Annotated in this window: 15 protein-coding genes and 2 pseudogenes; 12 read left to right on the top strand and 5 right to left on the bottom strand. The window is 72.2% G+C overall.

Going from position 1 to position 19,414, the window contains the following annotated elements; all coding sequences use genetic code 11:
* Nucleotides 1-179: 179 nt before the first annotated feature.
* From AB0C46_RS31310 to AB0C46_RS31300, 3 genes and pseudogenes are all read left to right on the top strand, one after another.
* Nucleotides 180-929, top strand: a complete 750-nt coding sequence (locus AB0C46_RS31310) for an aminoacyl-tRNA hydrolase (protein WP_362831958.1) — start codon at nucleotides 180-182, stop codon at nucleotides 927-929.
* A gap of 234 nt (nucleotides 930-1,163) precedes the next feature.
* Nucleotides 1,164-1,976 (top strand): annotated as a pseudogene (locus tag AB0C46_RS31305) (DUF692 domain-containing protein); the annotation flags it as partial.
* 415 nt (nucleotides 1,977-2,391) lie between these two features.
* Nucleotides 2,392-2,802, top strand: a pseudogene (locus AB0C46_RS31300) (endonuclease); the annotation flags it as partial.
* Between the two features lie 153 nt (nucleotides 2,803-2,955).
* Here the strand turns inward: AB0C46_RS31300 and AB0C46_RS31295 are convergent.
* From AB0C46_RS31295 to AB0C46_RS31285, 3 genes are all read right to left on the bottom strand, one after another.
* Nucleotides 2,956-3,171 carry a hypothetical protein gene (locus AB0C46_RS31295; protein ID WP_362831957.1) on the bottom strand — a complete coding sequence of 72 codons (216 nt, stop codon included), beginning with the start codon at nucleotides 3,169-3,171 and terminating at the stop codon, nucleotides 2,956-2,958.
* A 129-nt stretch (nucleotides 3,172-3,300) separates the two neighbouring features.
* Nucleotides 3,301-3,666 (bottom strand): ASCH domain-containing protein, encoded by a 366-nt coding sequence (locus AB0C46_RS31290; protein ID WP_362831955.1) that lies wholly within the window; start codon nucleotides 3,664-3,666, stop codon nucleotides 3,301-3,303.
* Between the two features lie 9 nt (nucleotides 3,667-3,675).
* Nucleotides 3,676-5,145 carry a tetratricopeptide repeat protein gene (locus tag AB0C46_RS31285; protein WP_362831954.1) on the bottom strand — a complete coding sequence of 490 codons (1,470 nt, stop codon included), beginning with the start codon at nucleotides 5,143-5,145 and terminating at the stop codon, nucleotides 3,676-3,678.
* A 421-nt stretch (nucleotides 5,146-5,566) separates the two neighbouring features.
* Here AB0C46_RS31285 and AB0C46_RS31280 point away from each other — a divergent pair, with 421 nt between their 5' ends.
* The 8 genes from AB0C46_RS31280 (at nucleotide 5,567) to AB0C46_RS31245 (ending at nucleotide 15,209) form a co-directional block, all read left to right on the top strand.
* Complete coding sequence (locus AB0C46_RS31280) at nucleotides 5,567-6,403, top strand: aspartyl/asparaginyl beta-hydroxylase domain-containing protein (RefSeq protein ID WP_362831952.1); 837 nt, start codon at nucleotides 5,567-5,569, stop codon at nucleotides 6,401-6,403.
* A 47-nt stretch (nucleotides 6,404-6,450) separates the two neighbouring features.
* Nucleotides 6,451-7,356, top strand: a complete 906-nt coding sequence (locus tag AB0C46_RS31275) for a hypothetical protein (protein WP_362831951.1) — start codon at nucleotides 6,451-6,453, stop codon at nucleotides 7,354-7,356.
* On the top strand, nucleotides 7,353-7,922 hold the full coding sequence (locus AB0C46_RS31270) for an LOG family protein (protein WP_362831950.1): 570 nt from the start codon (nucleotides 7,353-7,355) through the stop codon (nucleotides 7,920-7,922). Before AB0C46_RS31275 ends, AB0C46_RS31270 begins: the two co-directional genes overlap by 4 nt.
* On the top strand, nucleotides 7,919-8,464 hold the full coding sequence (locus tag AB0C46_RS31265) for a phosphoribosyltransferase family protein (RefSeq protein WP_362831949.1): 546 nt from the start codon (nucleotides 7,919-7,921) through the stop codon (nucleotides 8,462-8,464). The genes AB0C46_RS31270 and AB0C46_RS31265 overlap by 4 nt, the downstream gene beginning before the upstream one ends.
* Nucleotides 8,461-9,138 (top strand): HAD hydrolase-like protein, encoded by a 678-nt coding sequence (locus tag AB0C46_RS31260; RefSeq protein WP_362831948.1) that lies wholly within the window; start codon nucleotides 8,461-8,463, stop codon nucleotides 9,136-9,138. The genes AB0C46_RS31265 and AB0C46_RS31260 overlap by 4 nt, the downstream gene beginning before the upstream one ends.
* Before the next feature lie 239 nt (nucleotides 9,139-9,377).
* Entirely contained in the window at nucleotides 9,378-12,035 is a 2,658-nt protein-coding gene (alaS, locus tag AB0C46_RS31255; RefSeq protein ID WP_362831947.1) for an alanine--tRNA ligase, read from the top strand.
* 597 nt (nucleotides 12,036-12,632) lie between these two features.
* A complete protein-coding gene (locus AB0C46_RS31250; protein WP_362831945.1) occupies nucleotides 12,633-13,436 on the top strand; it encodes a TIGR04222 domain-containing membrane protein in 804 nt (267 codons plus the stop codon).
* Between the two features lie 123 nt (nucleotides 13,437-13,559).
* Nucleotides 13,560-15,209, top strand: a complete 1,650-nt coding sequence (locus tag AB0C46_RS31245) for an alpha/beta hydrolase (protein WP_362831997.1) — start codon at nucleotides 13,560-13,562, stop codon at nucleotides 15,207-15,209.
* An 87-nt stretch (nucleotides 15,210-15,296) separates the two neighbouring features.
* Here AB0C46_RS31245 and hemQ read toward each other — a convergent pair whose 3' ends face one another.
* Nucleotides 15,297-16,049, bottom strand: a complete 753-nt coding sequence (hemQ, locus tag AB0C46_RS31240; RefSeq protein ID WP_127153488.1) for a hydrogen peroxide-dependent heme synthase — start codon at nucleotides 16,047-16,049, stop codon at nucleotides 15,297-15,299.
* Nucleotides 16,050-16,060: 11 nt separating this feature from the next.
* Nucleotides 16,061-17,512, bottom strand: coding sequence for a protoporphyrinogen oxidase (gene hemG / locus AB0C46_RS31235; protein ID WP_362831944.1), 1,452 nt, complete (start codon nucleotides 17,510-17,512; stop codon nucleotides 16,061-16,063).
* 551 nt (nucleotides 17,513-18,063) lie between these two features.
* On the opposite strand from hemG, the gene AB0C46_RS31230 reads away from it, so the two are divergent.
* On the top strand, nucleotides 18,064-19,260 hold the full coding sequence (locus tag AB0C46_RS31230; protein WP_362831943.1) for a thiolase family protein: 1,197 nt from the start codon (nucleotides 18,064-18,066) through the stop codon (nucleotides 19,258-19,260).
* Nucleotides 19,261-19,414 lie beyond the last annotated feature (154 nt).

Genomic DNA, 19,414 nt, shown 5'->3' with positions numbered 1-19,414 from the left:
CCCCCGACGGTAGCCGGAGCGGGCGCCCGGTGCCTGTCCCGAGACGCGTTCGCCCCCGGCCGTGCGCGCCCCAACCTCGCGCCGGGCGGGCGGCGTTGGCCGTCACGGCTGCCGGACGGTGGCCGGGGCGGCGGGAGCGGGGCGGGGGCGCTGTCGGTGGCGGCTGGCAGACTGGGCGGGTGACCAGCACCGAGACCGCCGGGGAGCCCGGCAACAGCGCCACCAGCCCCTCCGAGCACGCAGAGACCGACCGGGACGCGGCTCCGCAGTTCGTGCTGCCGCTCGTCGTACGGATCGAGCGGGACGCGCCGCCGGCGCGTACGGACGCGCTGGAGACGGCGGCGCGGGCGGTGCTGGTGCTGCTGTCGGACGAGCGGTCGGCCGGGGACGGCGAGTGGGCCGCGGCGGTGCGGGACTGGCAGGACGCCCGGATCCGGAAGGTGGTGCGGCGGGCGCGCCGCGCGGAGTGGCGGCGGGCCGGGGCGCTGCCGGGCATCACGGTCACCGGCCATGAGGCCGAGGTGCGGGTCTTCCCGCCGGTGCCGCTGGACGGCTGGCCGAAGGACCTGGCGCGCCTGCAGGTCTCGGGCACGGAGCTGGACGATCCGCAGCCGCCCGGGGCGCCCGCCGCGGGCCCGGTGCTGTGGTTCAGCCCCGAGCTGGAGATGTCGGCGGGCAAGGAGATGGCACAGGCCGGGCACGGCGCGCAGTTGGCGTGGTGGGAGCTCTCCGAGGAGGAGCAGGCGGCCTGGCGGGCGGCCGGGTTCCCGCTGTCCGTGCGGTCCGCCGGGCGCGCGGAGTGGGACGCGCTCACCCGCAGCGGTCTGCCCGTGGTGCGCGACGCCGGGTTCACGGAGATCGCACCGGGCTCCTGCACGGTCGTCGCCGACCACCCCGCGCTGCGGAGGGCGCTGCCGCGCACCGGCTGAGAGCTGAGCGGGCCGGGGTTCGCCACCGGGCCCGGCGCCCGGCCCGATCAGGCCACCGTCGGGGCGCTGCTCGCGCCGGTCACCGCGGTGCGGCGGAGGAGGCCCGCAGCGCCGCCGCGCGGCCCCGCGGGGGCACCGGTGAAGCTCAAATCAACCTCTGAACTCGGCCGGTGCAGGGTTCGGCCCGTCCTGACGCGGCATGAGTACCGACACCACGGAGCGAGAGGGGGAGCCATGGAGCGCCTGGGTACGGGAATCGGCTGGCGGCCGGAAATCGCCGCGGAGATCGCGGAGCTGCCCGGGGTGGACTGGGTCGAGGTGGTGGCGGAGAACATCTGCCCGGGCCATCTGCCCGCCGCCCTGGAGGAGTTGCGCGAGCGCGGCACGACCATGATCCCGCACGGGGTCTCGCTCGGTCTCGGCGGCGCCGACCGTCCGGACCCCGGCCGGCTGACCGCGCTCGCCGAGCGCGCCGAGGCACTCGGCGCACCGCTGGTCACCGAGCACATCGCCTTCGTCCGGGCGGGCGGTCCGCTCACCGCCTCGCCCCGTATGGAGGCCGGGCATCTGCTGCCCGTACCGCGCACCCACGACGCACTGGACGTGCTGTGCGAGAACGTACGGATCGCCCAGGACGCCCTGCCGGTGCCGCTGGCGCTGGAGAACATCGCCGCCCTCGTCAACTGGCCGGGCGAGGAGCTGACCGAGGGGCAGTTCCTGGCCGAGCTCGTCGAGCGGACCGGGGTGCGGCTGCTCATCGATGTCGCCAACCTCCACACGAACCACATCAACCGGGGCGAGGACCCGGCGGTCGCCCTGGACGAGCTGCCGCTCGACGCGCTGGCCTACGTCCATGTCGCGGGCGGGGTGGAGCGGGACGGGGTGTGGCACGACAGCCACGCCCACCCGGTGACCCGGCCCGTACTGGACGTCCTGGCCGCACTGTGCGCCCGGATCACGCCGCCCGGGGTGCTGCTGGAGCGGGACGACGACTTCCCCGAAGGCGGGGAACTGGCCGGCGAACTCAAGGCGATACGCACCGTACTGAAGGAGGCCCGCCTTGACCGGGCGGCTTGAGGCAGTGGCGGACACCGCACCGGACGCGGGCACCGCACGGGACGCGGGCCACCGCCCGGACGCGAGCACCACACAGGACGCGGGCCACCGCCCGGACGCGAGCACCACACAGGGCGCGGGCACCGCACGAAACACAGGCACCACACAGGACACAGGCCACCGCCCGGACGCGAGCACCACACAGGACACGGGCACCGCACGAAACACAGGCACCACACAGGACACAGGCCACCGCCCGGACGCGAGCACCACACAGGACACGGGCCTCCGCCCGGACGCGAGCACCCGCCCGGACGCACCGGCCGAAGGGGGCACCACGGGTGCCACTGCGGGCACCGGCACCGGCACCGACACCAGCACCAGCACCAGCACCGGCACCGACGCGGCGCGCCAGCGGCTGGCGCTGGCGCAGACCGCGCTGCTGTCCGCGCTGGTCGCCGGGACGCCCGCGCCCGAGGGCTTCGACCGCGCCCGGCTGCGGGTGCAGAGCCGGGCGCTGGCCGCCAAGCGGGCCGCGGTGGTCGCCAAGGTCGCGCCCGAGCTGCCCGAGATCCTCGGCGCGGACTACCGGGCCGCCTTCGCCGGCCATGCCCGGAACCGGCCCATGAGCGGCGGCTACCGCCAGGACGCCCTGGACTTCGCGGCGTATCTGCTGGCCCAGGGGCGGCCCGAAGCCCCGGTCCCGCGGCGGCAGTTGACGCGCTGGTGGCGGGAGCGCGCGGGCCCGAAGCCGCCGTCCGCACGGCCCGCGGCCCGGCTGGCACGCGCCCTGCGGCTCTTCCGGCACCGGGGGTGACCGCGATGCCCTACCCCCAAGCGGTGTACCTGGGGATCGGTGCCTCGTCGCTACTCGGGCAGCCCGTTTGCAGCTTCGACAGCAGCTGACGGCCCCTGACCCCGTCGTCCGCATCCTGCCCACCCAGCCTCAACCGCCCGCCAGTTAAGCCCATCAGGCGGCGACGCCGAACTCGGTGCGGGCGCGGTGGACGAACTTGCCCCCGGCTGGCCCGCGCCGCCAGGGGGCAAAGGTCGCGTTGAACTCGCGGACGTAGTCCTTGGTGCGGGTGGACTGGACGCTGGCAAGGATGTCGACCGAACGGTTGCCGAGTTCGAGGCCGCGGGCGACTGCGGGGCCTTCCCGGCCGAGCCGCTGCCCCGTCCCCACGCCGACACCCCGGCTCGAACGCCTGGCTGAGCACATAGATCCGTACGCGGTGATGCGCGACGGAGTCGTACGCGACTGGGCACGTTCGTTGGTACGTCGTCCCCCTCATCGAGGAGGGGGACGGCCGTCTCAGGCGCCGGCCTGTGCGAGGGCGAGGTGGAGGGCGAAGGCGCCGAGGGCCTCCTTCTCGGGCGGGTAGATGTCGCGGATCGCGGCCACGAGCTCGTCGTGGGTCATGTCCGGGCCGCCGATCGCGGCCGGATCCTCGGCACCGAGCATCGCTTTGAATGACTCGTACTCGTTGACCTGGGTGATGCGGGTGGTCAGGGTGTCGTCGCCACAGCTGATCCGCAGAGTGTCCCCGGCGGCGATCTTGCGGATCTTGGGATAGCCGACGCGGACTTCGATGGTCTTGGCTCCGGCCGCGATTAGGTCGAAGTACGGCTTGCGGATGTTGAGGGAGTACTCGGCGGGTTGCGGTTGCTGGATGGCCATCGGTCTCCTTCATGCTTCAGACGATGCTGTGGGCAGGGCTGAGCGGGCTGCTGCGTTGACGGCGGCCAGCCGTTCGTGCAGGCCCTCGACGGCTGTCTGCCGGGGATAGCGGCGGGTCAGGAAGGTGGTGAGGTTGCCGGCCCGGTTGCGGACGGAGTCGACGACGCGGGCGGAGTCCAGGGCTTGGTGGCCGAGGATGACGGCGTCGTCGGGGTCACCGAGCTGGGCATGGGCGAGCGCGAGGTCGATGCGTGCGATGGCCTCCCGGCTGGGGGACCGGGATGCCGCCGGGGCCGCTTCATAGGTGGCCAGCGCGCTTTCGGCGTGCTGGCGGGCCTGTTCAGCCTGGCCGAGCCAGATGAATGAGGTCGCCGGATAGGAGGTGAGGGCATAGTCCGCCAGCGGCATCACGTCCATGCCGAAGCGGCGGGGTGAGCGGGGCGGCAGGAGCCGGTGGGCGTCCTGGGCGGCATGGAAGGCGGTGGTGAAGCCTTCGGCGTCGCCGTCGGCGGCGGATGCGCGGGCGGCCTGGGCATGCAGCCGCACGGTCAGCGGATGGCCGGCTGGGGCCTCGGTGAGGCCCTTGAGAGCCGCGTTATGGGCCTTGGCGGGCCGTTGTTCATACAGGTTGATGGAGGCGGCGGCATCCATCGCCCACGCGCACAGCTGGCCGTGCCCTGCCTGCTGGCCATGGACGAACGCGTCGGTGGCGAACGCCAGACCGGTGCGAGCGTCTCCGAGGTCGTGGGCCAGCCAGGCCAGGAGCTCGGACAGCCATCCGGCATACACCAGCAACTCACGTTCTTGACTATGGGTGTGCTTGGCCTTCAGCAGATGGTTGACCTTGCGCCGATAGTCCATCATCGCGTCGAAGACCGCCCTGGGTGGCTTGAGCGAGTACGCGTGGTTGAACTCGGTGACCGCGAGGTCGAGGTGGTCCAGGGTTCCCGAACCGAGCGAGGTCGCTTCCGCCTGCTGGGTGAACTCCATAGCCTCGGCGGCGGCCTGTTCCAGGATCTGTGCGGCGGCGGCCGAGGAGGCCATAGCCAGTCCGGCGAGTTTCACCACTTCGCGACGCTTCGTTGCCTCCACCTCCGTGAAGTCCGCACCGGTCCGGGCCGCGTCCCCTTCGGGAAGTGTTCCATCGGGCCCGTCCCCGCACCAAAGCGGAACGTTCCCGTCCACTGCGGGGGTGGGTGAGTAGTCGCGGGCAAAGCCCAACCCGACTGGACTGGTGGCGAACAGACGGCACAACAGGTCCTGATAGTCGGAGCTGGGCAGGACCCCTGCCTCCCAGTCCTTCCAGGAGCGCTCGGACATCCCGACCTTGGCCAGGCCCTCGGTTTCGACGAGCTGGTGGGCCGCGGCCACAGCCTGGGCGACCGTCCAGCCCATGGCTAGGCGGCGGCGCTTGAGGCGCCGGTGGCCGCAGTGGTCCGCGATCTCGGCGGCGATCTTGGCGATCAGGGCCGCCGACACAGGGGCGGGGGAGCCAGCCCGGCCCAGGGCACGTTCCCGCAGGGACAGCTCTGGCCCGCTCGGTTTTCTGGGATTTCACCGGGTGCCTCCCCGCCTGCCCCGCGAGGCGGCGCTGGTTGCGCCGCTGGTGGTGAACAACGACTTTCTGCCTTCCCTGGCAAGCGAACAAACCCTTTTGCGAGGGCGGACCCGCCGCCTGCTGTGGGCGGCCACACCGCCCACAGCAGGCGGTTACCTCTCACTACCTGCGACAACGCCGCCGGGACACTCTGATAACGGCGCCGCATCCGGCCAACGGGCCTTGGACATCGGATGACTCCCCCGGCGATGACGCGAGGGGCATCAGGCCGGACGCGTCGCCTCCCACCCCTTATCCACACGCCCCGGGCTCGGCCCAGGGCGGGAGAACGAGAGGGACACCATGGACGAAGCACAGCCGACCGCGGCCCTGTCCGGGCAGATCGCCCAGCTGGACCGGCTGGACGGTCAGTTGATCGAGCGGATGCGGCACGAGGCCCTGACCGCCCCGGCGCCCTGGAAGGCCGAGTACGGCGAGTTCCAGTCCGGTGGCTGGTGGACCACGTCGCTGATGAACGCCTCCGGCGAGGCCGCAGACGTGAAGATCGGCGACTGCACCGCCCGTCCCACCGCCCTGCTGGAGCACATGCCCGCCACGGCCGGCCTGCTGGCCGAACTGGGCCTGTCCTACATGTGGGTAAGGCTCGCCCGTCTGGAGGCGAACGCGTTCCTCTGGGAACACCGCGACTACGACGAGCTGGACCAGGTCGAACGCCACCGCCTGCACATCCCGCTGCACACCAATTCCTCCGCCTTCCTGGTGACCGGCGGGACCAAGGTCCACATGGCCGGCGGGCGGATCTGGCGGCTGACCCCGACCTACGCGCACGGGGTCTGCAACCTGCTGGGCCCGGACCGGATCCACCTGATCGCGGACGTCTACGCGGACGACGCCTACGACCGCCTGGCCGGGCGGGCCGACGCACCTGCGGCCGCCGAGCGGCTGCCACGGGCGACGGAGGCGGTGCTGGCCGAGCGGTTTGCCGCCGCCCGGCGCCTGGCCAACCTCGGCTACGCCGACGCCGCCGAAGGGCTGCTGCTGCGGCTGTTCTACTCCTTCGCCCTGCCAGAGGGCACCGCCTACGACCTGATCGCCGGCCTCCACACCAGCCGCGGAGACGCCGAGGCCGGCCGCCGCTGGACGACGGCAAAGTCCAAGCTCCTCGCCCTCGCCTCCTGAACCCACACCTCACCGGACGACCCCCGAGCCCTGGAAGGACTCCGCGCATGCCCACCGCAACCATGGCCCCGGCCCCGGCCCCGGCCGAGCTGCACCTGGCCGAACTGACCGAGGCCAACCGGCCCACCCAGTTGCCGCTTTTGACTCGCATCGCCGAACTGCTGTTCGCCGCCCCGGCGGTCACTCACCTGCTGGTCCGCGGCTCGCTCGCCTCCGGCACCGCCGACCGCCTCTCCGACGTGGACTTCCTCGTCGGCGTCCACGACCGTGACCTCCCCGCCTTCACCGCCGCCCTGGGCGACCTGATGACGGTCGCGGGCGGGGCGCTGCTGCCCGGATGGCGCGACACCATTGTCGCGGACCTGGGCGGCATCGGGTTCGTCTTCCTCGTCCAGCACGAGGGCAAGCTCCAGCAGGTCGACCTCTACCTGACGCCCGCCTCGCAGATCACCAGCGTCCGCCGGAAGATCGCCGGGAAGGTGCTGCTGGACCGCCCGCCGGCCGAGATCACCACCGGGCAGATCGAGCAGGCCCGCTCCCACATCACCGGGCTGTTGGGGCGACCGCGGTCGTGCACCGAGCTGCTGATCGAGCACCTGGTGCTGGCGGTGCTGCTGCACAAGCGCATCCAGCGCGGTCAGCGGTTCGTCGCCTACGCAGAGTGGCACATGCTGCACACCGCGACGAAGGACCTGACCAAGACCGCGCTGGCTCCGACGTCGCGGTTCTGGGGCTGGTATCAGCTGCGGGAGGAGATCGCGCTGACCCCGATCGGCCGGGCCTGCCTGGCCGACCTGGACGCGGCGGTCACCTCCCCGGCCGTCCCCGAGGCCGCCGACGTCGAGGCCGCCCTGGACCGGGTGCTCGCGCTGACCGAGCGGGCCTGCCCGATGGCCCTGGACGGTCTGACGGACGCCATCACCGCCTACCGCACCTACCTGGAGCTGACATGACCACCCGAGGTGAGAACAGCACGGCAGTGTTCTTCGGCGGCGTTGTCCCCGCGTCTGAGGCGGAAGTGCGCATGGCCGAACGGATCGGCGCGGTGCTCGCGGAGGCCGGCTTCTCGCTGGTGCACGGCGGTTACAACGGCCTGATGGAGGCCGTCGCCCGCGGGGCCGCCGCCAAGGGCGGGGAGATCACCGCAGTCACCCTGTCCGGCAAGCGGCAGGAGTGGGGCGACTTCAACCCGCATGTCACCGAGGCGATCCACCTGCCGACCTTTGGGAACCGGCTCGATCACTACTTCGCGCACGCCGACGTGGTGGTGGGCATGGGCGGTGGTGTCGGCACCCTGCACGAGCTGACCGCCGCTCTCTACTACGCGGGCAACATCCGGCCCGTCCCCGTCTGGCTCGCCGGTTCCACTGCCCTGAACCTCCTGTCCTACCTGAAGCAGGAGGGGTGGCTGTTCGAGACGACCCGGCCGCTGGGCTTCATCACCGAGATCGTGACCACGATGGATTTTGCCGACGCCCTCACTCGGCTGCTGACCGAACCTTCGGGGGGCCAGGCATGACCGTCACCGCCACGAGCATCCTGGCCTCTCGGATCGCGGAGACCGCCTGCGTCACCGGCAGGTTCGCCCTGGCTGATGGGCAGGTGCTGGACGGGTACTTCGATGAGTACCGCCTGGCCGCCGACCCGGAGCTGCTGCACGATGTCGCCGACGCCATGGCCGCCCTCGTCCCCGAGGACGCCGAGGTGCTGGCCGGGATCGAACTGGGCGGTGTCCCGCTGGTCATCGCCCTGTCGGCGGCAACCGGGCTGCCGGCCGCGTTCCTTAGGCGGCTGCCCAAGCGCTACGGCTCCAAGCGGCAGATCGAGGGCGCCCGCATCGAGGGACGCCGGGTCGTCCTGGTCGACGACGTGGTCCGCTCCGGTGGGCAGCTGCTGACCATGGCCCGGATACTGCGGGTCGCCGGGGCCCCGGTCACCGATGCGCTCTGCGTGCTGGAACGGTCCCTCGGCGGCAGGCTGCTGCTGGAGGAGCACAGTGTCGCCCTGCACCCGCTGCTGGCCGAGGCCGACCTGCCCGGCCCGTCGGGGTCGGCGTCGTGAGGGCGGCGGTGCTGTTCGACCTGGACGGGGTGCTGCTGGACAGCCAGGACGCGCATCTGGCCACCCTCGCGGGGGTCGCCACCGCCTCCCTCGGACGGCGGGTCACCGCCTGCGACCTGCCGCCGGGAGCCGCGACGACCCCCAGGGTCGAGGTGCTGTCCGCCCTCGGCGTCGCTGAGCCGGACGAGCTCTGTGAACTGTGGTGGGATGTCGCGCTGGCCACCGCCACGGGCACTCGGATCTTTCCCGGTGTCCTGGAGGGGCTGATGGCCCTTAAGGGCACCGGGGCGGGGACAGGCCTGGTCACCTTGCAGAGCCGCAGCCGGCTGCCCTGGCTGCTGCCGCCTGCGGTCCTGGATCTGCTGGATGTGACCGTCTGCCGGGAGGATGCCGAGCCCAAGCCTGCCCCGGACGGGATCTTCCTGGCCCTGGCCCGGCTCGCTGCGGCCCCGCACGACGCGGTGTTCGTCGGCGATACTCTCACCGACCGGGTGGCGGCCTTCGAGGCTGGCGTCACCTTCGCCGGGGCCGGCTGGGGCTATGCCGGGCCCGATGCACTCGCCACAGCTGGCTGCCCGGTGGTGCTGACCGACCCGGCTCAGATCGGCCCCGGCCTGTTCGACCTGGCCCAGGCCGGGAGGGCCGCACACCGGGTGTCGGCCCCCGCACGCTAAGCGATCTTGACTCCGGACCCGCTACAGTCGGTGATGCGGCAGACCATGACCATCGTGATGGCGGTCTGCTGCGGCACCGAAGTGATCAACGGATCTGGAGTCATGGTTTACACCGTGGGGGCGCGAGCTATCTGCGTCGAGCTGGAGAACTGAGAACCCTCTCAGTCCCTGTTCTCGGCCCGGCTCGGCGTGTGATCTTCCCCCACCTTCCACGACTCTCTTCGTGAGGCCATGCCGCCATGCGCTCGACGCAGATTCGCAACACGTTCACCGATTTCTTCATCTCCCGCGGCCACCAGGTCGTCCCGTCCAGCCCGCTGATCCCGGACGACCCCACCCTGCTGCTGGCCAACGCCGGGATGAACCAGTTCAAGCCTTACTTCCTGGGCGAGACGACCCCGCCGTCCCCCCGCGCGACCAGCATCCAGAAGTGCGCTCGCACCTCGGACATCGACAACGTCGGCCGGACCAACCGGCACGCGACGTTCTTCGAGATGATGGGCAACTTCTCCTTCGGCGACTACTTCAAGGAAGACGCCATCGTCTTCGCCTGGGAACTCCTCACCGATGGCTTCCAGTTGGAGAAGGACAAGCTCTGGATCACCGTCTTCGAGGACGACGACGAGGCCGAGCACCTATGGCGCCGCATCGGCGTCCCCGCGAGCCGCATCCAGCGGCTGGGGATGGAGGACAACTACTGGTCCATGGGCGTCCCCGGCCCGTGCGGCCCGTGTTCGGAGGTCAACTACGACCGCGGCCCCGCCTTCGGTAAGGAGGGCGGCCCCGCCATCGACGGCGAACGCTACGTCGAGATCTGGAACCTGGTCTTCATGCAGTTCCAGCGAGGCGAGGGCGACAAGAAGGGCAACTTCCCCATCCTCGGCGAGCTCACCAACAAGAGCATCGACACCGGCCTCGGCCTGGACCGGCTCGCTGCGATCCTCCAGGACGCGCAGAACGTCTGCACCACCGACCTGCTGCTGCCCACCTTCGACACCGTCCAGGACCTCGCCGGGCGGGCCTGCCCCAGCGAGGGCGAGGAGAAGGTGTCCTTCCAGGTCGTCACCGAGCACGCCCGCTCCATCGCCTTCCTCATCGCCGACGGAGTCCTGCCCGCCAAGGACGGCCGCGGCTACATCCTGCGGCGCCTGATGCGCCGCGCGATCCGTCATGCCCGCCGCCTCGGCATCGAGGGGCCCATCCTCCCGTCCACGACCGCCAGCGTCATCGGCAACCTCAGCGGTGTCTGGCCCGAGCTGGCACGCCAGGCGACCCTTATCGAGCAGGTCGTCACCGCCGAGGAAGAGTCCTTCACCCGTACCCTGGCCCAGGGCACCCGCCTGCTGGAGGCCGCAATTACCCACACCCGCGAGAAGCGGTCAGCTGCCCTGCCCGGGGAGACCGCTTTCGAGCTCGCCGACACCTACGGCTTCCCGCTGGAGCTGACCGTCGAGTCCGCCCGCGAGGCCGGGCTGACGGTCGACGAGGAGCGGTTCGCCGCGCTGCTGGACGAGCAGAAGAAGCGCGCGAAGGCCGGTGGCAAGGTCAAGACCGCCGAGGCCCTGCGCAAGATGGACACCTACCGCGAACTGGCCGCCCAGCTGCCGCGGACTGAGTTCCTCGGCTATGAGCACCTGTCCGCGGAGGCCACCGTCACTGGCCTCATCTCCGGCGGCACCGTCGTCCGGACCGTTGGCGCGGGCGCCGAGGTCGAGCTGGTGCTGGACCGGTCACCGTTCTATGCCGAGGCCGGCGGGCAGATCGGCGACACCGGCACCCTGACCATGAGCGACGGCACCGTCCTGCGGATCACGGACACCCGCTACGGCCTGGAAGGCTTCCGCGTCCACTCCGCCCGAATCCTCGAAGGCGAACTGACCACTGGAGCGACCGGCGAGGCCGTGGTCGATGCCGAGCGCCGGGCCGGGCTCATGCGCTCGCACTCGGCCACCCACATCCTGCATGCCGTGGTCATGGCTACCCTCGGCGATCACGCCCGCCAGCAAGGCTCCCTCGTCGAGCCCGACCGGCTCCGCTTCGACTTCGCGCACTTCACCGCCCTGACCCCCGACCAGCTCACCGCCATCGAGCACGCCGTCAACGGCCACGTCCTCGATGACCCAGAAGTCCGGGACTGGCACGCCGACCGCGCCGAGGCTGAGGCCGCGGGCGCCATCGCCCTGTTCGGAGAGAAGTACGGCGACACCGTCCGCATCGTCGACATCGGCGACTTCTCCCGCGAGCTCTGCGGCGGCACCCACGTCGCCCATGGCTCCCAAGTCGGCGCCTTCCGCCTGCTGTCCGAGTCCTCGATCGGCTCCAACCTCCGCCGCGTCGAAGCCCTCACCGGCCACAGCACCCTCCGCCACCTCGGCACCGAACGGCGCCTGCTGGGCGAACTTGCCGGCCTGCTCGGCACTCGCCCCACCGACGCCCCCGGAGTCCTGCGCAAGCGCCTGGAAGCACTGGCGACCGCGCAGGAAAAGCTGTCCCGTCTGCGGACCGAGGAACTCCAGCACCAGGCCGGGCAGCTCGCCACCGAAGCCCAGCCGGCCGGACACGGGCAGCTAGTCGTCCGACTCGTCACAGGCATCGCCCCGGACGAACTGCGCGGCCTCGCCGCTGACACCCTCGCGCGACTCGGCCGCGGCCCCGCCGTCGTGGTCCTAGGCGCCGAACACAAGGGCAAGGCCCTCCTCGCCTCCGCGATCTCCTCCGACCTCCACCAGGCCGGCACTCAGGCCAGCCAGTTCCTTGCCGAGGCGGCCCGAACGGTCGGCGGCGGCTCCGGAGGCCGCGGCCCCCTCGCCAGCGCCGGAGGACGCCGCCCAGAGGGACTCAACGAGGCCCTGGAACTTGCCACCCGACGGGCCACCAGCCTGCTCAGCGACCGCTGATAGCCACCGCCTGGGCCCGCCTGAGTGGCGGGCCCAGGCTGACGTGAGCGGCTCCGGCGGTGATGGTGAAGGACCAAGGGGCCTGACAGGGAAAGATTTCTCGGAAAGGCGAGTGACTGCCCAGACCCGGACGGGGCAATTTCTCAGCGGACACACGGCCCGGCACGTCTCATCACCCCGCCTCGCGGCCGAGACGCGCCTGCGCAAGCAGATCGTGAAACAGAGAGCTCCGCGAAAACGAAAAGGCTGAGCTCACCGTCTGCGAGCCGACGTCGAAGCCCTCGTCCACGTGGTCAACCAGCTGACCATGGAGAACTGGCAGCTTCGCAAGAAGTTCACCGACCCGAACCCCGTCATTGGGGGCGGCTCGGGGAGCGACGGCCCCGCCTGGTGCGGCTCCACCGACGGTGGGTCCGGGTGCGGCAGCGGCGGCTCGTCCTGCGGCAGCGGGGCGAGCTGTGGGGGCGGCTCGTCCTGCGGGGGCGGTTCTAGCTGCGGCGGCGGGTCCGGCTGCGGGGGCGGCTGACACCGGGCAACTGCCCACATGCTGAGATACTTTGTGGCGGTTGTCGTGGCACATCACATAAAAACTCCGACATGTGGCTGCTCTTCCTCCTCGTCGCCTGTTCGGCGGCGGTGCTGTCCTGTGCGCTGCTCTGCCGTGCGGCGGTCGCCGCCGCCCGCGCCACCTCCCGGCCGGCCCCGCAGCCGCCGCCCGAATCCGTCCCGGACGCGGCCGCCGCGGGACGCCGCGGCCCCGGGCTGACCCTGTACGAAATGGCGTACCTCTCCGGCGGTCCGCACCGGCTCGCCGATGTGGTGCTGGTGCTGATGGCCCAGCAGCGACGGCTGCTGCTCGCCGACACCGGCTGGGCCACCGTCGTCGACCCGGTCGGCAACGACGACGTCGAGCGCGCCACCCTCACCGCCATCGGCCCCGACGGGCAGCGCCGCATACCGGCGATACGGGACGCCCTGGCCGGCGACGACGCGGTGCGGGAGGTGGCCGACCGGCTGGTGACCAACGGGCTGGCGCTCCCCACCGCGGTCCGTCCGGGCGTCGGCAGCGGCGTCCGCCTGGTGCGGTGCGCCGCTCTCCTGGTGCTGCTGTCCGCCGCTGCGTCCTACTGGACGGCGCCGGCCGGCGCGGACGGCGGGCTGCTCCTGGCCTGGTTCTCGCTGCCGCTGATCCTCACCCTCGGCACCTGGGCCGTGGCCCGCTTCGAACTCCACCCGTACAGCGACTGGGCCACCACCGCCGGCGAACGGCAGCTGCCCGGCATCGGCCACTCCCCCGCCACCGCTGCCACGCCCGCCTCCCTCATCACTCTCGCCCTCCGTGGCCCCGCCGCCCTCACCGATCCCGCCTTGCGCGCGGCGCTCCACTCTTCCGGGGCATAGCCCCCGACACCGGTGCCAGGTGCTTTACAACGACAATCGCCGCCCCAACTATCCCTTTTGTATGCACACACGAAGGGACGGCCAGTGAGAGCACTTGCGTTGTACGGCACCATCGGGTCGCTGATGGTGACCGCCCTCGCCACTGCCCCGGCAGGCGGCGCCACGGGGGCCGCCGCCGCGCCACCCGCACCCGTTGCGCACCGCATCGAATTCGGCCGCTGCGCCGCGGTGGAGCATCTGCCGTCGTCCGTCGAGTGCGGCCGGCTCACCGTTCCTCTCGACTATGCGCGCCCCGACGGCAAGAAGATCCACCTCACCGTCAGCCGGATCCGCGCCACGGCGCGCGGCGAACGGCAGGGCTCCCTGGTCTTCAACCCCGGCGGCCCCGGCGCGTCCAGCATGGAGTTCCCGCTCTACGGGGCGCTCCCCAAGTGGAGCAAGCTGGCCCGCGCCTATGACTTCGTGGGCTATTCGCCGCGTGGTGTGGGCCGCTCGGCGCCGCTGTCGTGCCAGAACCCCAAGGAGTTCGCCAAGGCGCCCACCGACAGCCGGATGCACCCCGATGCGGCCTTCAAGCGCCAGAAGCGGGCGGAGGCCAGGGAGTACGCCCGCGGCTGCGTCCGCCGGGCCGGCGCGGATCTGCCGTACTACAACTCCATCAACAACGCCCGCGACCTGGACATGCTGCGGGCCGCGCTCGGCGAGAAGAAGCTGACGTTCATGGGCGCCTCGTACGGGACGTACTTCGGTGCGGTCTATGCGACGCTCTTCCCCGGCCACGTCCGGCGGATGATCTTCGACAGTGTCGTCAATCCCTCCCCCCGGCAGATCTGGTACCGCAACAACCTCGACCAGGACATCGCCTTCGAGCGCCGCTGGGGTGACTGGCTGCGCTGGGTCGCCCGGCACGACGACCACTACCACCTCGGCACGACCAAGAAGGCGGTGCAGCACGCCTACGACAAGGCCGCGGGCAAGCTGCGCCGCACTCCGCTCAACGGGAAGATCGGCGCCGGTCAGCTGCAGTCGGCGTTCCTCAAGACCGGCTACAACGACGCCTTCTGGCCGATGCGCGCCGAGGCGCTCTCCGGGTATCTGCACGGGAACCCCAAGCCGCTGATCGCCCAGGCCCTGCCCCAAGCCGCCGGGGCCGCCGCCGACGAGAACAGCAACGCCGTCTACACCGCCGTGGAGTGCAATGACGCGTCCTGGCCGCACGACTGGCGGACCTGGAACCGGGACAACACCGAGATCGCCCGGATCGCCCCGTTCGAGACCTGGGACAACGCCTGGATGAATCTGCCGTGCGCCTACTGGCCCGACCGGTCGCAATCGGCGGCGGCCGAGCTCGACGCCGCGGTGCGCCGCGCTGACCACCCCGCCGCCGGGCAGGACCTGGTCGATGTCGCCGGCCATGCGGCCGAGACCCAGGTCGACGCCGCGCTCCACGGCCGGCGCGGTCCGCTCGATGTCCGCACCGCGCCCGGTGCACTGCCGCCGGTGCTGCTGCTGGCGGCCGAGCGGGACGCGGCGACGCCGTACGGGGGTGCGCTGGAGCTGCAGCGCCGGCTGCCCGGTTCCTCGCTGGTCACCGAGAACGGGGCGGGCACGCACGGCGTCGCGTTCAACGACAACGCCTGTGTGAACAAGTACGCCGAGGCGTATCTGCTGCACGGGAAGATCCCGGCGCACAAGGTGTACTGCGCATCGCGCGCGGAACCGGTGCCGGGGCAGCAGGCGACCCGGGCACAGCACGCACTGCCGGGGAAGTAGCCGGGAACCGGTTGCGCCGCGGGCCGTCCCCCAGGGGGCGGCCCGCGGCGCTGTGTCCGGGAACCCCGGCCGGACGCGCGCTTCCGGTTACGCCAGCCCTGCGACCAGCTCGGAGACGGGCTTGCGGCGCCCCGTGTAGAACGGGATCTCCTCGCGGACGTGCATCCGCGCCTCGGAGCCGCGCAGATGACGCATCAGGTCGACGATGCGGTAGAGCTCATCGGCCTCGAACGCCAGCACCCACTCGTAGTCGCCGAGCGAGAAGGACGGCACGGTGTTGGCGCGCACGTCCGGGAAGCCGCGGGCCATCTTGCCGTGGTCGGCCAGCATCCGGCGGCGGTCCTCGTCCGGGAGGAGGTACCACTCGTAGGAGCGCACGAAGGGGTAGACGCTCACATAGGCGCGCGGCTGCTCGTCGGCCAGGAAGGCCGGGATGTGCGACTTGTTGAACTCGGCGGGGCGGTGCAGCGCCATGTTCGACCACACCGGCGTAAGCGCCCGGCCGAGACGGGTCCGGCGGAAGAGGTTGTACGCCTCCTGGAGGGCGTCCGAGCTCTCCGAGTGCCACCAGATCATCAGGTCCGCGTCGGCCCGCAGACCGGACACGTCGTAGGTGCCGCGGACCACCACGTCCTTGGCCGCGAGCTGCGCGAACAGCTCCTCGACCTCGTCCGCGTAGCCGCTGCGGTCCTCCGGGAGGACGTCGCGCAGCTTGAACACGGACCAGAGGGTGTAGCGGATGACCTCGTTGAGGTCCTTGGCCTTCTTGCCGGCGTGCGGCACCTTCTCGGGCGCCGCGGGGGTCTGCGGCGCGGAAGCGGGAGTGGAAGCGTCTGTCATGTTGTCCATTCTCACTCGGCGGGGACGGCGTCCGGCGTCAGGGTGCCGAGGAGCTCGTCCGCGGCGCGGCGCGCCGAGCCGATGCAGGCCGGGATGCCGACGCCGTCGTAGACCGCGCCGCACACCCGCAGCGCACCGGGCATCCGGGCGACCGCCTCGCGGATCCGGGCGACCCGCTCCAGATGGCCGACGGAGTACTGCGGCAGTCCGCCCTCCCAGCGGGTGACCGTGCTCGCCACCGGCCGGGCGGTCAGGCCGGCCGCCGCGCCGAGGTCGGCGAGCGAGAGAGCGACCAGCTCGGAGTCGTCGCGCCGGAGGTCGGCGGTGTCCTGGTATCTGCCGAGGGAGGTGCGCAGGACGAAGAGGCCGGGGTCGGCGGCGTCGATCCAGCCCCATTTGTGGCTGGCGAAGGTGGCGGCCTTGATGCGGTGGCCGTCGACGGGCGGTACGAGGAAGCCGCTGCCGCCGGGCACCCGGTCCAGGTCGGCGCGGCGGAAGGCCATGGTGACCAGCGCCATCGAGGCGTAGTCGACGGTGTCCAGCGCGGTGGCCGCGGCGGGGCAGTCCGCGCGCAGCAGGCCCGCCGCGGTGCCCGCGGGCGCAGCCATGACGACCGCGTCGGCCGCGAGCGTCCGGTCGCCGAGGCGGATGTGCCACCCCTCCCCGGCGGCCCACCGGAGCGCGTGTACGGGGGTCCCGAGGAGGATCTCGCCGCCGGCCCGGCGTACGGCGTCGGCGACGGCGGACGGCAGCGTCCCGATCCCGCCGTCGAGGCCCATGAAGACCGGAGGGGTCCGGTCCGGCGGGGCGGTGGCGGCGGCGCGCGCCTGGAGGGCCCGTACGCCCTCGATCAGGGAGCGCTGCGACCGGGCGGCCTCGAAGAGCTGCGGGACGGCGGCGCGCATCGAGATGCGGTAGGCGTCGCCCGCGTAGACGCCGCCGAGCAGCGGTTCGACGAGCCGGTCGACGACCTCCCGGCCGAGCCGGGCGGCGACATACGCGCCGACCGCGACATCCTCGCCGGCCTCGGTCCGGGCCAGCGTCTCGTCCTCGGCGATCCGCGCCATCCCGTCCGGCGAGATCACCCCGGAGGCGGCGAGCAGACCGAGATCCCCGGGAACGCCCATGACATGCCCCTTGGGCATCGGCCGCAGCGCACCCCGGGTCCACAGCGACGCGCTGGCCGTGGCGGGCGGCTGCAGCCGGTCACCGAGCCCGACGGCGCGCGCGAGGTCCACCGCCTCCGGGCGCCTGGCCAGCATCGATTCGGCGCCGAGATCGACGGGGACGCCCGCGATCGCGCCTGCCCGCAGCTTGCCGCCGAGCCGTCCGGACGCCTCCAGAACGGTCACCCGGGCGCCGCCTTCGAGCAGACGGTGCGCGGCCGCCAGTCCGGAAATGCCTCCACCGATGACGACGGCATGACCGGGCCCGCGGCCCGTACGGGTGTGCGCTGCGTTCATGCCTCCACTCTCTCAGAGCCCACCGGCACGACCGTGACCGGATCGCGATGCACGGACGGGCGCCCCGGTCGGCCGCGGTCCGTCGAAGCGGCAACAACGGCACGCCACTTCGAGGGGGAGCGTCATGCAGGGAGCGGCACGACGACCGGCCCACGTCGTTCGGGGACGCGCTGTCCGGCGGCCGGCACGCCTTCCTGACGGCCGTGCGAGGGGTGCTGGTGGCGATCGGGGCGGTGCTGCCGTTCGCGGTGGCCGCGGGCCTGGTGTACGCGCTGTGGCGGCTGGTCCGCGACCTGCCGCCGGTGACGCGGCGCCGGCGGCGGACGGCCGGCGGGCGCGCCCCGGAGCCGGCGGGCGCGCCCCGGAGCCGGCGGACGGTCCGGCGGCCGCGTCCGGGGCTGCCGGGCGGGCCGAAGCGTCCGCTACGGCCGGGGAAGGTGACCGGGAGCCCCGTTGACAGCGGGCAGCGTCGGGCAAAGACTCAGGGTCGGCGGGCGGCGATCTTCGTACCGCCCCACCGATGTCGAGCCGGGACAGCGAGGACGCGCCTGATGACCGACCCACGCGTACGGGATGTGTACATCGTCGATGCCGTACGGACCCCCGTCGGCAAGTACGGCGGCGCGCTGGCCGGGGTACGGCCCGACGATCTGGCCGCCCATGTGGTCAAGGCCCTGGTGGACCGCACTCCGGAGCTCGATCCGGCGCGGATCGACGACGTCTGCTTCGGCGATGCGAACGGCGCGGGCGAGGACAACCGCAATGTGGCGCGGATGGCGGTACTCCTCGCCGGGCTTCCGGTGACCGTCCCCGGTGTGACCGTGAACCGGCTGTGCGGGTCGGGTCTGGAGGCGGTCATCCAGGCGGCCCGCGCCCTCGCGCACGGCGATGCGCATATCGCGGTGGCGGGCGGGGTGGAGTCGATGAGCCGTGCGCCCTATGTGCTGCGCAAGCCCGAACGGGCCTTCCCCGCGGGCCATCAGGAGATGTTCTCCTCGACGCTGGGCTGGCGGATGGTCAATCCGCGGATGCGGCCGGAGTGGACGGTCGCGCTGGGCGAGGGCGCCGAGTTGATCGCCGACCAGCACGGCATCACCCGCGAACAGCAGGACGTGTTCGCGCTGGCCAGCCACCAGAAGGCGGTGCGGGCCTGGCAGGAGGGCGCCTACGACGCCGAGGTGGTGCCGCTGCCGGACGTGGACCTGCTGCGCGACGAGACGATCCGGGAGGCGTCCTCCCTGGAGTCGCTGTCCAAGCTGAAGCCGGTGTTCCGTACGGCCGGAGGCACGGTCACCGCCGGGAACTCCTCGCCGCTCAACGACGGTGCGGCCGCGCTGCTGCTGGTCGACGAGGAAGGGCTGCGGGCCACCGGGCGGGAGCCGCTGGCGCGTATCCGTGCGAGCGCGGTGACCGGCGTCGAGCCGCAGCTGTTCGGCCTGGGCCCGGTGGAGGCAGTACGGCGTGCCCTGGAGCGGTCCGGGCGCGGCTTCGGCGAGGTGGCGACGTTCGAGCTCAACGAGGCGTTCGCGGCCCAGGCGTTGGGCTGCATCGGGCAGTGGCCGGAGCTGGACCCCGCCGTGGTCAATCCGCGCGGCGGCGCCATCGCCATCGGCCACCCGCTGGGTGCCTCCGGTGCCCGTCTCGCGGGCGCGGTCGCCCACCAACTCGCCGCCCTGGGCTCGGGTACCGGGCTCGCCGCGCTGTGCATCGGCGTGGGCCAGGGACTCGCACTGGTCCTGGAGCGCTGAGACCCGTCCCGGGCCGGACCGGCCGCTGTCCGCCGCGCGGCGCGGGGCCCTGACCGCCCCCGCGGACACCGCGCGGGCCGTAACGTGGCGAATCCGGGCCGGCGGGCGTCCCGGAGACGGTGGCGTCGGCGCACCCCCACGACGAAGCACCCAC

Origin of the sequence: Streptomyces sp. NPDC048637, assembly GCF_040650675.1 — a bacterium.
Classification (GTDB): domain Bacteria; phylum Actinomycetota; class Actinomycetes; order Streptomycetales; family Streptomycetaceae; genus Streptomyces.
This window is presented reverse-complemented; position numbering and strand designations above follow the sequence as displayed.